The organism is Cytobacillus sp. FSL H8-0458 (assembly GCF_038002165.1).
Lineage (GTDB): Bacteria > Bacillota > Bacilli > Bacillales > Cytobacillaceae > Cytobacillus.
Window position 1 is genome coordinate 908792 of the sequence record NZ_JBBOBR010000001.1, and the last position, 14389, is coordinate 923180.

Genomic DNA, 14389 nt, shown 5'->3' on the forward strand with positions numbered 1-14389 from the left:
GTAAACGTAAGGGTACCCTTATTAATTGAATAAAAGGGGGGATATCGTATGTTAACAGGATCCTTAACACCGTTAATTGTGCTAGGACTAGTAATTTTATGGGTTTTGGCAAGACTTATTTCACCGTGTTTAGCTGACAGACTTAGGGATAAAATTTGCAGTCTTTTAGGTTGTCAGGCTCTTCAAAATAGTTAAAAAGTTGAGTCCTTTGAAACCCTGGTAATTGTCCAGGGTTTTTCAATGTGTTTTCCATCGTTCTGCATTTTTTTGTATGTTTGTCCATTCCATTTATTAAGCTTATACATAATATAGGATAGAAACTATGAAAGGCGGACTAAATATGGATCAACCTACTAAAGGGAAAGATGTTTTTGAGGATTCGGATAACCTGGAAAAGCTGGCAGTTGAACTGCTGAAAGACGGACAGACTATAGATTTTAAATCATTATTGAGTTTGGCCGGTAAAATTATAGAAGATGATTCTATACTGAATCTTTCAGAAGGTTTAAAGGTGCATGAAGAAGAAGCGGCAGGTGAGGAAATCGGCGAAAATGGAGACATCGTATACGTAAAGAAACAAATGGCCTCTTTAAGAGCTGAACTGATAACTCTCAAAAAAGAGGTTAGTGAATTAAAAAAACAAAATAGATCCCTAATTGGCATCTATATGAGACTGGTAAAAGCGGCAAATCAAGACTTTCAAAAAGGTGTCGGGCTTATTACAGGATTAAGCAAGCTAATAAAATAAGAGCATTAAAGCATTACTTTAACCAAGTGATGCTTTTTTGTTTAACAACTTACTTTATTAGTTTAATAAACTCCTAACGAAAAAAAAGTTAGTTAAATAAAATACTGTGAAATAAAAAATTTCGAAAACCGATAAAAAAGTATTGTGCAAGGCAGGAAAATCATTGATAATCTTTTAAAGATAGAGTGATACTCATCTATACATTTTTCTGATGAGGGGGAGTACATTGAAAATTCGTGTATCCGCTGTGCAGTATCATCTGCACACCATTCGTTCATTTGAAGAGTTTGCAAGCCAATGTGAGCATTATATTAAAACTGCCCAGGAGTTTGGGTCTGAGTTTGTTTTATTTCCTGAGTTTTTCACCACACAGCTTTTATCAATAGGAAGTGAGCAGGGAACAAGTCTGACCATTAACGAACTGCCTGGTTTTACTGAACAATATAAAAACCTATTTTCCAATTTTGCTAAACAAACAAACATGCATATAATCGGCGGTACACACGTTATTAACCGAGATGGACGCCTTTATAATGTGGCACATTTATTTTATCCGGATGGGCGAATTGAAGAGCAGGCTAAAATGCATATCACGCCTACTGAAGTTCATGAGTGGAACATGTCACCTGGCGAAGGCCTGCGTGTATTCGATACAGATAAAGGAAGAATAGCCATTCTGACGTGCTATGACATTGAGTTTCCGGAAATTGTCCGTATGGCAAAAGCCAAAGGAGCAGATGTTATTTTCTGCCCTTCCTGTACAGACGATCGCCATGGGTTCCACCGTGTCCGCTATACAAGCCATGCCAGAGCAATTGAGAATCAGGTATATGTTGTGGTTACAGGAACAATTGGCTCCCTGCATACTGTCGATTTTATGCGTGCCAATTTCGGGCAGGCAGCCGTCATTACACCGAATGATATTCCATTTCCGCCAAAGGGGATTATGGTGGAAGGCGAGCTGAATGACGATATGATTGTGACTGCCGATCTTGACCTTAGCCTTTTATATGAAGTCCGTGAGCGCGGTTCGGTTACGACCTGGCGGGACCGCAGAACAGATTTGTATGTAGACTGGGAAAAAGAAAATATCGAAGGATAGCATATGGCATATCGAAGCGAATTTTTTGTGTTTGACGGGGATAAGCCGGTGCCGGCTGTAATCAGAAATTATACGAAAGAAGATTTCGATCAGTTAATAGACATTCAGGCTGAATGCTTTCCGCCGCCTTTTCCTTCAGATTTATGGTGGAATCGCGAGCAGCTGGCAAATCATGTAGAACTCTTTGCGGAGGGGGCGCTCTGTATTGAGGCTGATGGAGTATTGGCAGGGTCCTTAACCGGGCTTATTGTTGATTTTGATCCTTCACATCCACGGCATACATGGGAAGAAATAACCGACAGCGGTTATATACGCAATCATAAACCTCAAGGCAATACATTATATATTGTTGATATCAGTGTCCGGCCTCGTTTCCGTAAACTAGGTCTTGGCAAACTTTTGATGCAGTCTATGTATCAGACTGTCATAAATTTAGGACTTGATCGATTGCTCGGTGGAGGACGGATGCCCGGCTACCATAAATGCGCACATGAAATGTCAGCCGAAGACTATCTCCAGCAACTGATCGACGGGAAAAAGAAGGATCCGGTCATCACATTTTTGCTGAGATGCGGAAGGACACCGCTTTGTGTAGCAGAAAATTATTTAGAAGATGAAGAGTCACTTAATTACGGCGCCTTGATGGAATGGAAGAATCCTTTTAAGGATAAGCGATTATAATTCGGCAAGAAGCCCTTTTATTAAGGGCTTTTTAATTTGAAGTTTAGCGGGCACACTGAAAAGGTAAAGGATATTATAAAGATGTTCAAACCGAAATGAGGGATCCGTTCATGGCTGTAAAAAGAATAATTAAAGCTTTTATAGTAAAACAAGGTGCAACTATAGTAAAAAAGTATGTTGTTCCCGCAGTAAAAAGAAAGCTGAAAAGCAGGAAATAAATTGATGCAGGCATCTTCCTTTGGAAGGTGTTTTTTTTGGGGGGACAAAAGAAATAAAAGCTCCTTGTAATCTAGTTATATAGAAGGGGGCAGAAAATGTCTTATTATGTAGAAATAATAGGAAAGATTGTCGATATTAAAAATTCTGAATTTTCTTTAATATAGAAACTGCAGTATTTCGGGACACTTAAATTCTATAATGTACCGATTACATAGCACCACAAATAAGGAGGAATCACTTTGAAAAAGAAAATCCTGATTAAAACTGCATTGGCAGGGGTGCTTGTACTCTCTGCCGGAGGGACAGCCGCATTTGCACATGATGAGTTCAGCGGAGGCATTGAAAAAGGTGATAGTCTGGCCGGTATTGAATTAGCAGTTCCATTGCTTGAAGGCAGCAAGAATACAGGTAATCTCCAAGAAGTGGCTGCTGTTCCACTGAAAGAAGTTAAAGAGGGCGTACAAAATTCATCGGGGGATGTTTATGCGCATAAAGGCTTTGCTTATGTAGGCACACATACAAAAAATGGAGGAGAAGGCGGTGTCCGCGTATTTGATATGAAAGATCCTTCAAATCCTGTGGAAGTGTCGTCATTTGCTCACCTTCCAGGGACTTGGCAGGAAAAAGTGATTGTGAAAACAGTGAATACAAAGCATTTCAAAGGGGACTTAGCCGCAGTCAGTGTTCAAAAGGTCGATCGCACCAACCCTAATGCAAAGGGAGGATTTGTATTATATGATGTAACAAATCCAAGGGAACCGAAAGAGCTGGGGTTCTGGGAGGATACTTCCGGTGCGAGAGGAACCCATGAGCTTTACCTGACAGTCCAGGGGAATAATGTTTATGTGCTGACTGCAAATTGCTATGCAGATCTTTACTCTCATGGTGAAAAGATGGATGTTAATATTGTAGACGTTTCAAAGCCATCGGCACCTGAAACGATTTATGAATTTAATCCGCGTAATTATATTCCTGAAGTAAGTGATGCCAATTATGACGGGTATAATTGGACTGATGAAAATGGAATTAAAAGGGCAGCATTTGCACATAGCGTCAAAACAGATGGAACTGGGCAAACAGCTTTCCTATCTTACTGGGATTTAGGTACAATCATGCTTGATATCAGTGATGCAAAAAACCCTGTATATCTAGGTAGAACCGATTTCTCCAATGAAGTTCAGGGGGCTGCCCATTCAATGGATTTAGCCAAGGGCGGAAATGTCCTTATTGAGACAAGGGAGGTATTTGGACCAACTAGAGAAGGCTTTGAGAGTGCCTATGGATACACAATGATATATGATATTAAAGATAAAACAAATCCAAAGCTGCTAAGTACGTTTAGAACGGATTTCACCGAGAAGATTCCTGGTGGTGCGACGGTCCACGATCCTAAGGTACAGGGGAACACATTGTACCTCTCTCATTATGCTGGCGGAGTAAGAACAGTAGACATTACTGATCCATCTAATCCTGAGGAAATTGGTGTCTATATTCCAAGCAAATCTAATATTTGGGGTGTATTCGTAGATCGCAATTATGTACTTGCATCTGATATGGGTTCAGGCCTTAAAGTTCTGCAGAAGAACGGCAGCCATTAATACCTAAAAAAACAGGAGTTCTCTGATGGAGACTCCTGTTTTTTAATCTCTGCTAAATAAAGGACAAAAATAATGAACTATTAATCTTATAAGAAAGAAAGCCTAAAGAAAGTTATGAATTCATTTCTAAGTTATAGAGTTATTTTTGAGTTTTCAGCTCTCCCTTTTCGCGGCCAAATTGTATAGCTGAAGCTGATGGCAAAATCGATTGCCAGAACCAATGTCCACATTTTTATTAATCCCCGCAGGTTTTCTGTTTGCTCTGGATTTCCTATGAAGAAGATCATGGCAAATAATAATGCCAGACCAATGATCCATGCGAGAAGATGTCTGTACCATCCGTTTCTTTCTCTCCTGGCATGTTCGCTGCCGTACTTTGGAGGCTTTGCCGGTTTAGAGCCATTCCCGAACTTATAGGCGAATCTTTCATCTGCCCATTGAACCATCTGTTTTCCATATGCAATGGTTACCCCGATATAAATTGCCGCTATCCCATGGAATATGGTAGCTTTGGTTCCTTTGTGCAAGTCAATTGTGGTTGCTGCGACTAGAATTAAATCAATCACAGGTGTGCAAAGCAAAAGCAGACTGCCTAATGTTTTATTCCTCAAAATATATCTTGCCGTTAAACCTGCTGCAACGAAAACCCAAAACCCAATCTCACAGGCGATTATCAGCCAGCCAATCATTTAATTCACATCCCTTTTTAATACACTTGTGTTATGAAAATTAATATAACACAAGTGTATTAAAAAAACAATTGGTGCTATAATATATTTATGCCTAAAAAAGTTGATCATGAAAAACAAAAACATTTATTAGCAAAAGCAGCATGGCGGGTGATTAAGAAGGAGGGCATTGAAGGAGCTTCTGTCCGGAAGATAGCAGAAGAAGCTGGTTTATCACCAGGATCACTGCGCCATTACTTCTCAAATCAAAGTGAATTATTGGCTTATTCTATGAATTTAGTTTCAGAAAGGGTGAAAACCAGAATTCAGAATGCACCATTTACAGATGATCATTTTGAAAATATGATACTGGTGCTTGGCGAGCTGCTTCCTTTAGATGTAGAACGGAGATTGGAAATGGAAGTCTGGATAGCATTTAATATTAAAGCTCTTGTTGACCCGAACCTTGCTGAACTTAGCAGCCGCGTATACGGAGAAATGAAGGAAGGCATCCGAAAAGTCATCGAGGGGCTGAAGTTAATGGGGATATCCAGGTCTGATTTGAATGTTGGAGAAGAGGCGGAACGTCTCTATGCTCTTATTGACGGTCTCGCCCTCCATGCGGTAATGAAGCCTGATCTTTTTACTGAAAGTAAAATGAAAGGGATTCTTAGAACTCACTTGTTGTCATTATGCTAATAATGAATCCGGTAAAAAACAGCTGAATTTTCAGCTGTTTTTTTACTATTCACTTTTTTATGAATGCCAGGGCACATCATCCAATATCATTAACTAAACGTTTAACATTTTCCTGCGAGGGTACTGAAAACCTAAGAAACTGATTCATTGAAAGGATGGTTGATTTGCCAGGATCTCTCAATTTAAAGATAAATGGTATAGAAATGAAGGCAGAGCAGGGGCAAACCGTTCTGCAGTTATTAAATGACAGCTCGATCGAAATTCCTCAGGTCTGCTTCCATCCCAGCCTTGGAGCAATAGAAACCTGCGATACCTGCATTGTTTCCGTTAATGGAGAACTTGTACGGTCATGCTCCACAAAAATTAATGATGGAGACGTAATTGATACGGTGGGGCCTGATGTTAAACAGGCGCAGACCATTGCCATGGATAAGATTCTCTTTAATCATGAGCTGTATTGTACGGTATGTGATTATAACAACGGGGGATGTGAAATACATAATACGGTTAAGGCGATGAAAATCAATCATCAAAGCATCCCTTTTGATCACAAGCCATATGAAAAGGATGAATCTCATCCTTTTTACAGATATGACCCGGATCAGTGCATTCTGTGCGGCAGATGTGTGGAAGCCTGTCAGGATGTTCAGGTGACTGAAACCCTTACCATTGATTGGGAGAGGGAGAGACCAAGAGTTATCTGGGATAATGATGTGCCCATTAACGAGTCCTCCTGCGTTTCCTGTGGACACTGCTCCACTGTTTGTCCGTGTAATGCCATGATGGAAAAAGGAATGGAAGGGGAAGCAGGGTTTCTGACCGGCATAGCCAAAAACACCCTTCGTCCAATGATTGAAATCACTAAAAACGTTGAAACAGGATATGGCTCTATCCTTGCTATATCCGATATGGAAGCTGCCATGCGCGAAGAGAAAATCAAAAAGACCAAAACGGTCTGTACCTATTGTGGTGTCGGCTGCAGTTTTGATGTATGGACAAAAGGCCGGGAAATATTGAAGGTGGAGCCTCAGGCGGAAGCGCCTGCCAATGGCATTTCTACATGTGTAAAAGGGAAGTTTGGCTGGGACTTTGTGAATAGTGAGGAACGTTTAACCAAACCGCTAATCAGAGAAGGCGATTCATTCCGTGAAGCAGAATGGGACGAAGCTCTTGACCTGATTGCAAGGAAATTTACAGAAATCAAAGAACAGCATGGTCCGGATGCACTAAGCTTTATTACCTCTTCTAAATGTACCAATGAAGAATCGTATCTAATGCAGAAGCTTGGCAGGGCAGTTATAGGAACGAACAATATTGATAATTGTTCAAGATATTGCCAGACTCCTGCAACTGTAGGACTGTTCAGAACTGTTGGATATGGCGGGGATGCCGGTTCAATTGAAGATATTAAGAATTCCGGTTTAGTATTGATTATCGGATCCAATACATCGGAATCCCACCCGGTTCTTTCCACCAGGGTGAAGCGATCCCAGAAGCTTAACGGCCAGAAAGTAATCGTAGCTGATTTGAGGGAACACGAAATGGCAGAGCGTTCTGATCTGTTTGTGCGCCCTAGAGCCGGTACTGATATGGTATGGCTTTCTGCCATTACGAAATACATTATAGATCAGGGATGGGCGGATGAGAAGTTTCTGCAGGAAAAAGTGAATGGTTTGGAAGAATTTGTATCAAACCTGGAGAAATATACGCTGGAATTTGCTGAAGAAACAACCGGTATATCCAGAGATAATCTAATCAAAATGGCAGAAATGATTCATCAAGCCGATAGTGTTTCTGCATTATGGGCAATGGGTGTCACACAGCATCTTGGAGGCAGTGATACAAGTACAGCCATTTCAAATCTGCTGCTTGTAACCGGCAATTACGCCAAGCCTGGTGCAGGTGCTTATCCTTTAAGAGGCCATAACAATGTGCAGGGGGCAGGAGATTTCGGAAGCAGTCCTGATAATTTGCCTGGTTATCAAAAGGTGTCAGATTCTGATGTGAGAAAGAAGTTCGAAAATGCCTGGGCTGTAAAACTTCCTGAAAAAGCCGGAATGAATAATCACGAGATGGTAGAAGGGGTTCATGAGGGGCAGCTGAAAGCGATGTATCTGAAGGGCGAAGATATGGGGCTTGTGGATTCAAACATCAATTATGTGCAGTCAGCATTTGAGAAGCTTGATTTCTTTGTCGTCCAGGATATCTTCCTATCCCGTACAGCTGAGTTTGCAGATGTTGTTCTCCCGGCAAGCCCAAGCCTGGAAAAGGAAGGAACATTTACGAACACAGAAAGAAGAATCCAGCGTCTGTACCAGGCGTTTGAACCCCTTGGAGATTCAAAGCCGGATTGGCAGATTATTATTGAAGTTGCGAATCGCCTAGGAGCAGGCTGGACGTATACACATCCAAGCGAAGTAATGGCCGAAGCCGCTAAGCTTATGCCTCTATACGCAGGCGTTACCTTTGATAGATTGGAAGGATACAATAGTCTGCAATGGCCTGTCGCTGAGGACGGAACTGATACTCCACTCCTCTATACGGATGGCTTCCCGTTCCCGGATGGCAAGGCAAGACTTTTTCCGGTAGATTGGACTCCTGCTCTTGAATTCCCGGCGGAATATGATATCCATGTCAATAATGGCCGTCTCCTGGAGCATTTCCATGAAGGAAATATGACATATAAGTCAAAAGGAATCAGCTCTAAAACACCGGAAGTGTTCCTTGAGGTATCACCTGAATTGGCCAATGAGCGAGGCTTGAAAGACGGCACGCTTGTTCGGCTGACTTCACCGTATGGCAATGTGAAAGTTAAATGCCATATAACCAACAGGGTAAAAGGAAAGGAAGTTTACCTTCCTATGAATGATAGAGGAGACGGGGCCATAAATTTATTAACAAGCAGCTATGCCGACAAGGATACTGATACGCCGGCATATAAGGAAACAAAGGCAAAGCTTGAAATTCTGAGTGAAGAAGGCAGCAATCCACTTCCTAGAATTAATCACCGCTATGGCAATCCGCAGCCGCAAATAGGTGTAAATGTCCAAAAGAAATGGGCAAGGAAAGATTATATTTTCCCGGGAGAAATGGTGAAAAAGGAGCGGAAGCATCATGGCTAAAGCGATCAATAACATCAAGCGTTTTGAGTTGACACCCGAGGATAAACGAAAAAAAGACCTGGAGGAAGTGGAGAATGCCCTCATAGAAAATAAAGAACCCATACTTGAGCTTTTGAAAGCGGTCGGACATATGCATGACCGGGGAGTTCTCTCATTATTGAATGGCCTGTTTGGACAGGGAGATAAAGTTTTGAATGTCCTTGTTAAAGCATTAGACAAACCAGAAGCTACAAATACAATAAAAAACCTGCTTCTTATGGTTGGAACCCTCGGTACCATTAATGTCCAGCAGCTTGAACCCTTGCTGTTAAAATTAAATTCAGGTATTGCTAGAGTGGCGGATTATAAAGATACTGATGAAAAAACAAGCTATTTCGATCTTGTTAAGGCATTGAAGGATCCGGAAGTCAATCGGGCAGTTACACTTCTGATCACCTTCTTAAAAGGAATGGGCGAAGATACAAGCGAAATGGAAAGGAACACCCAGCTTCCAGAAGATCAGAAATTACACAAAATGGAGAAAAACGAAAGTGATGTTCCTCCCAATAAAAGAGAATGACATTTAGCCAGTGGTCCAAATAGCGGTCACTGGCTTTTATTATGAAATAAAATACAAATAGGTACATAGACTCAAATTTTTACAATATTATCTTATAAACCAAAAATATAGCAGAATTTTGTGGAAAAATGGAAAACCATATACTAGAATTGGAATATAAGATAGATAAATAGGTGAAACCCAATACATACATCATTTGAGAAGGTATTAGAAAGAGGGTAATAAAGTGGGCATTATAAATGAAGCTAGTTTCATTGAAACAGTCCACATGAAAGGGTTGCAAATCTCCCTGATTGCTTCGGGGGACGGTACGGAGGTTATTTACCATAGGCTGGAACCAGATGCTAGGTGGGGACTGGAACCGTTAGAAGGCGGTGAAACGCTGGAATATCTTCATTTACTTTCCGGTGAACTGCTATTAAAGGATTCTAATGGGGAAAAAACACTTAGAGCTGGTGATTCGTTTCAAAGATGCCCAGTAACTGAACATCATATCTTTCAATCAATAGGTCAATCTGAATTTTTATATGTAACATCTAGTCCAGTTTTTCATTACTACAGCAGAGTGACAAATGAATTAAGAGAATTGGTCATATCAATTGAAGAAAAAGATGGATATACAAGCGACCATTGCGATAGAATTACAAAAATGTCAATGCTCATGGCTGACGCACTTGGTTTAAATTCCCGGCAAATTTTAAAACTTAACCTTGCTGCATTTTTGCATGATATAGGAAAAGTAAAGGTTCCAATAGACATTCTTCAAAAACCAGGTAAATTAACCTCTGATGAGTGGGAGTTAATGAAACAGCATTCGACATTTGGACGAGAAATATTGCAAGAAACAGGTCTGCCGAGTTTAATAGAAGCAGGCGAAGTGGTAGAACAGCATCATGAAAAATATGATGGCACTGGATACCCCAAAGGACTTAAAGGTGATCAAATTACAATAGAGGCAGCAATTATTTCAGTTGTAGACTCATTTGATGCAATGACTACTGACCGTGTTTATCAGAAAGGCAGAAGTGTAGTTGAAGCATTAAATGAACTTAGAAGTAATCGGGGCACTATGTACAATCCAGTTATTGTAGATACATTTTTTAAGATAAAAGACAAATTAGTAAAAATCTAAGGGGGAACAAAAATGAAGAAAGCAGTTGTTGTACTGTTAAGTTTGATGTTATTACTTGTATTCAACGTAAAAACATCGGAGGCTGCATACTTACCTGAATATGATAAGTATGTAGAAGTATCGTATGAAGAAGCTAGGTATATAGCTGATTTAATGGGATTGCAGGATTATGAATTAGGTGAAGAAACAGCAAGATTGTCATTTGAATTGCAGGAAGGGTTAATAGCAAAGATCGAGAACGTCCTGAAAACGGAAATTGACCATTATTACATCTGGTTAACCGTAGATGGTGAAACGGTTTTGGGTATAGATCCTCCACATCCAATGTTTTAACAAAAAGCAAGTTAAAGCTTATGCTTTAACTTGCTTTTTGTTTTCCTGTACTAATGGCAAAAAGGTGTGATGAAACATAAAGAGCCTCTGGAAATAAAGAGATCCCAAAATTAATTGGGACCCCTACTAAGCTTTCTTCTCAAATACTATTCTTTCAGAATGCGAATAAACATTAAAAGATTGACCGCGAATAAAGCCAACTGCTGTAATATTTAGGTCTTCTGCCAGCTTGATGGCTAAATCAGTCGGTGCAGATTTTGATAGAATGATGCCAACTCCAATTTTTGCGGCTTTAAGCAGAACTTCAGATGAGATTCTGCCGCTGAATGCAATGACTTTATCCCTTACAGGAATCCTGTTCTCAATGCAATACCCAAGGATTTTATCCAGAGCATTATGCCGGCCAATGTCTGTTCTGCTGAGAATCATTTCATCTGCAGAAAATAAAGCTGCATTATGCACTCCGCCTGTTTCATGAAAAGTCATACTGCCATCCTGAAGCTGCTGCATATATGAAATGCATTGGTTGGGAGTCAGTGTCAGCTTTGATGTAGAAGTCCTGGCTGTCCTGGCATCGTTATGAAAGTAAAATTGCCTGCTCTTTCCGCAGCATGAACCGATAAATCGTTTAGAGTGAAACTCATGGCTTGCTGTAGAGGTTTGGGTATGTAATTCGACATAAGCAAATCCCTTGTTTTCATCTATTTGAATACTCTTTATTTCCTCATATCTTCTAATAAAGCCTTCAGAAGCCAAAAAGCCGATTGTCAATTCCCTAATGTTCGAAGGGCTGCAGACCATCGTTGCGAACTCTTCTCCGTTGAGATGAATTGTGAGCGGATGTTCAGAAACAATAGAATCTTCTGCTTCCTGCAGAACATCATTCTCAAATCTGACCATTTTTCTGCTGCTAATATCCATAATACTTCCTCCTAGAACCTTTCGACTAACAAAATATTAGCATATAATTTCAGTAATACAAGAAATTAAGATTGTATGGTTTGACAATTATTGTATTAATTGATTAACTTAATAAAGTGTATACGGACTTGTATCAATGAGATTATACATGAAATAAGGGTATATGAGGGCTGGAATATGAACAAATATGAAGCTGAATTCAGTAACTTAGTGCGCTCCTTCCGAAAAAAACATATGGGCAAAGGGCCAAGCAAGGTTAAGACTACTTTCTGCAAAAATTGGGCCATATGTGAAATGGAAGGCAATTTATCTCCTGTGGAAAAATTTATAGCGAGTGCAGATGAAGGGAAGCAAATGCTTCGGGCTGCCAGAACAGAGATGGTCAAGGAAATGTATAAAAAAAATCGGCCGGCAGAAATGGAAGATTTTTTGCAGGCAAGGCTAATAGATCTTTTTGTGGATATTGATATAGAACGGGATTTTGGAATGTCGGTATTTGTATTCGATCAGGACATTCAAAGCAAGTTTATGGAATAAAAAGACTGAAATCTGGAAGATATATTCTGGATTCCAGTCTTTTTTATTTTTTTGGTATCCTTCTTAAAACTCACGTTGGATATCTTTATTGTGTAAAATAGGGAATTATGTCACATGAGAATAGCGAAAAAAGGGGTTTAATGTCACGTTTGAAATATTTTTGTAATATTACTCTAACAAGTCTGTCAAATAAGGATGGTATAATCCTCCATGGAAAGACAAATTTACTAGAGACATAACTGAAAAGATATACATAGATAAATAGTTTGATATACGGCTGTTTAATAGACCGAGTACATATTAGAAAGCAGGGTAATGACTTTGAAAAAAAGGCTCCTCGTTTTAAATACGACAATTATTCTTGGGCTTGGAAGTGCTTTTTCAATACCGGGTGTAAATGCTGAATCAATTAATAAGCTCGAGAATCAAAAAAGCCAAATCCAGCAGCAGCGCTCTAATTTGCAGGCTACATTGGCTGAAGCTGATAAGGAACTGGTAAGTGTACTTAAAGAAATTGCAGAGTTAAATGCTAAAATTACTAAAGTTGAAAAAGCAATTGAAGATAATAATAAATTAATAGCAGAAACGGAAACTAATATTGCCAGCACAAAAGCCGAAGTAGATCAATTGAAGGCAGAAATGGCGATCATCCAGGAAAGAATTGAAAAGAGAAGTGCTATCCTGAAACAGCGTGCACAATCTTTTCAGGAAAGCGGCGGAACAGTTGCATACCTGGATGTTCTTCTTGGGGCTTCCAGTTTCAGTGATTTCGTTGACCGTGTCGGGGCAGTAACCACATTTGTGCAGGCGGACAAACAATTACTGGAAGAACAGGAACAGGATAAAAAAGCTTTTGAAGAAAAGAAGGCTGCAGTGGAAGAAGAGCTAGCAGGATTAACAAGCATGATGACTGAGTTAAAGGGCATGCAGGCTACTATGGAAGAGCAAAAACAGCAAAATAGCTCATTAATCCAGCAATTAAAAGAAAAGGAAAACTCTATTGCTGCTAAAAAGGCAAAGCTGCAGAGTGAAGATGTTAAATATGCATCATTGATTGCTCAAATCGAACAAAGCATTGAGGCCCAGGCAGCACCGGCAGCTCAGTCTGTACCGTCAGCCCAGTCAGTGGCTTCAGCACCATCAGGCTCGGCTGCGGCCAATACGCAAAAAACTGCTGCCCAAAAAACAAAAGGCTCCAGCTCCTCTGCTCCAAAGCCAAGCGTTAATGGCGGAAGCGCAATTAGCATTGTTACAACAGCAGGTAATAAATATATCGGTAATTCTGTTTATGTGTTTGGCGGCGGCAGAAATGCTTATGATATCGCAAATGGAAGATTTGATTGCTCAGGCTTTGTACACTGGTCATTCTCCCAAGCAGGGATCAGTGTCGGAGCAAGCACAGATTCTCTTAAATTTGCCGGACGCCAGGTTTCAGCAAGCGAGATGAGAGCGGGAGACCTTGTTTTCTTTGATACCTACAAGAGGGACGGCCATGTAGGCATTTACCTTGGCGGCGGTAAATTTATCGGTTCCCAAAGCTCTACGGGTGTTGCGATTGCAAATATGTCCAGCGGCTATTGGAAAACTACATTTAACGGCCGTGTTGTACGCGTTATAGAATAGTGAAATGAACCTGACTTACATGTGAAAACGTGGAAGTCAGGTTTTTTTGATCTTATCTGAGTTAGAGGTAGAAACAGGTTCGGACTCAAGTTATTGAATTTGCAGCTCCTGAGTCCGAAGTAGAACCAAGTTCAGACTTAAATTTCAGGATTTGACCTGTCAGAGTCGGAAGTTACTCCAAGTTCGGACTCAGTTTACAAGATTTGCTCCATCTGAGTCAGAAGTTACTCCAAGTTCGGACTCAATCTCCTATATTCCCTCTATTTGAGTCAGAAGTTACGCCAGGTTCGGCCCTCATCTCCTAGATTTCCTCCACATGAGTCCGAATTTGCCCCCAGCGCCCAAACAAAAACCCTATCCATAAAAAACTTTCAAATTTTTAATAGATTCAAAATATTTTATTGATTATTACAATTAAGCGTGATTAAATAGTAAATAACAAACAAC

13 protein-coding genes are annotated in these 14389 nt (G+C 40.3%); 11 read left to right on the forward strand and 2 right to left on the reverse strand.

The features are described 5' to 3' along the window. The first annotated feature begins 340 nt into the window (after positions 1–340). From NYE23_RS04670 to NYE23_RS04685, 4 genes are all read left to right on the forward strand, one after another. Positions 341–748, forward strand: coding sequence for a hypothetical protein (locus NYE23_RS04670; protein ID WP_341075831.1), 408 nt, complete (start codon positions 341–343; stop codon positions 746–748). A gap of 226 nt (positions 749–974) precedes the next feature. Next, positions 975–1850 (forward strand): carbon-nitrogen hydrolase family protein, encoded by an 876-nt coding sequence (locus tag NYE23_RS04675; protein WP_341075832.1) that lies wholly within the window; start codon positions 975–977, stop codon positions 1848–1850. Positions 1851–1853: 3 nt separating this feature from the next. After that, positions 1854–2531: a GNAT family N-acetyltransferase gene (locus NYE23_RS04680; RefSeq protein ID WP_341075833.1), complete on the forward strand. Its 678-nt coding sequence runs from the start codon at positions 1854–1856 to the stop codon at positions 2529–2531. A 458-nt stretch (positions 2532–2989) separates the two neighbouring features. Beyond that, the gene (locus NYE23_RS04685; RefSeq protein ID WP_341075834.1) at positions 2990–4348 is read left to right on the forward strand and encodes an LVIVD repeat-containing protein; all 1359 of its coding nucleotides are present in this window, start codon (positions 2990–2992) and stop codon (positions 4346–4348) included. Between the two features lie 131 nt (positions 4349–4479). On the opposite strand, the gene NYE23_RS04690 is transcribed toward NYE23_RS04685, so the two are convergent. Then, entirely contained in the window at positions 4480–5037 is a 558-nt protein-coding gene (locus NYE23_RS04690; RefSeq protein ID WP_341075836.1) for a hypothetical protein, read from the reverse strand. Between the two features lie 90 nt (positions 5038–5127). Here NYE23_RS04690 and NYE23_RS04695 point away from each other — a divergent pair, with 90 nt between their 5' ends. The 5 genes from NYE23_RS04695 to NYE23_RS04715 all read left to right on the forward strand — a co-directional run bounded on the left by NYE23_RS04695 (position 5128) and on the right by NYE23_RS04715 (position 10861). After that, positions 5128–5715 (forward strand): TetR/AcrR family transcriptional regulator, encoded by a 588-nt coding sequence (locus tag NYE23_RS04695; protein WP_341075837.1) that lies wholly within the window; start codon positions 5128–5130, stop codon positions 5713–5715. 155 nt (positions 5716–5870) lie between these two features. Beyond that, positions 5871–8837 carry a formate dehydrogenase subunit alpha gene (gene fdhF / locus NYE23_RS04700; protein ID WP_341075838.1) on the forward strand — a complete coding sequence of 989 codons (2967 nt, stop codon included), beginning with the start codon at positions 5871–5873 and terminating at the stop codon, positions 8835–8837. Continuing rightward, positions 8830–9396 carry a DUF1641 domain-containing protein gene (locus NYE23_RS04705; protein ID WP_341075840.1) on the forward strand — a complete coding sequence of 189 codons (567 nt, stop codon included), beginning with the start codon at positions 8830–8832 and terminating at the stop codon, positions 9394–9396. Before fdhF ends, NYE23_RS04705 begins: the two co-directional genes overlap by 8 nt. A 226-nt stretch (positions 9397–9622) precedes the next feature. Then, on the forward strand, positions 9623–10528 hold the full coding sequence (locus tag NYE23_RS04710; protein WP_341075841.1) for an HD-GYP domain-containing protein: 906 nt from the start codon (positions 9623–9625) through the stop codon (positions 10526–10528). Between the two features lie 12 nt (positions 10529–10540). Continuing rightward, on the forward strand, positions 10541–10861 hold the full coding sequence (locus NYE23_RS04715) for an 8-amino-7-oxononanoate synthase (protein ID WP_341075842.1): 321 nt from the start codon (positions 10541–10543) through the stop codon (positions 10859–10861). Between the two features lie 126 nt (positions 10862–10987). Here the strand turns inward: NYE23_RS04715 and fdhD are convergent, their stop codons facing one another. Next, positions 10988–11782 (reverse strand): formate dehydrogenase accessory sulfurtransferase FdhD, encoded by a 795-nt coding sequence (gene fdhD / locus NYE23_RS04720; protein WP_341075843.1) that lies wholly within the window; start codon positions 11780–11782, stop codon positions 10988–10990. Between the two features lie 177 nt (positions 11783–11959). Between fdhD and NYE23_RS04725 the strand changes: the two genes are divergently transcribed. Further along, positions 11960–12319 (forward strand): DUF2294 domain-containing protein, encoded by a 360-nt coding sequence (locus NYE23_RS04725; RefSeq protein ID WP_341075844.1) that lies wholly within the window; start codon positions 11960–11962, stop codon positions 12317–12319. A 315-nt stretch (positions 12320–12634) separates the two neighbouring features. Next, positions 12635–13942 (forward strand): C40 family peptidase, encoded by a 1308-nt coding sequence (locus NYE23_RS04730; RefSeq protein WP_341075845.1) that lies wholly within the window; start codon positions 12635–12637, stop codon positions 13940–13942. Positions 13943–14389 lie beyond the last annotated feature (447 nt).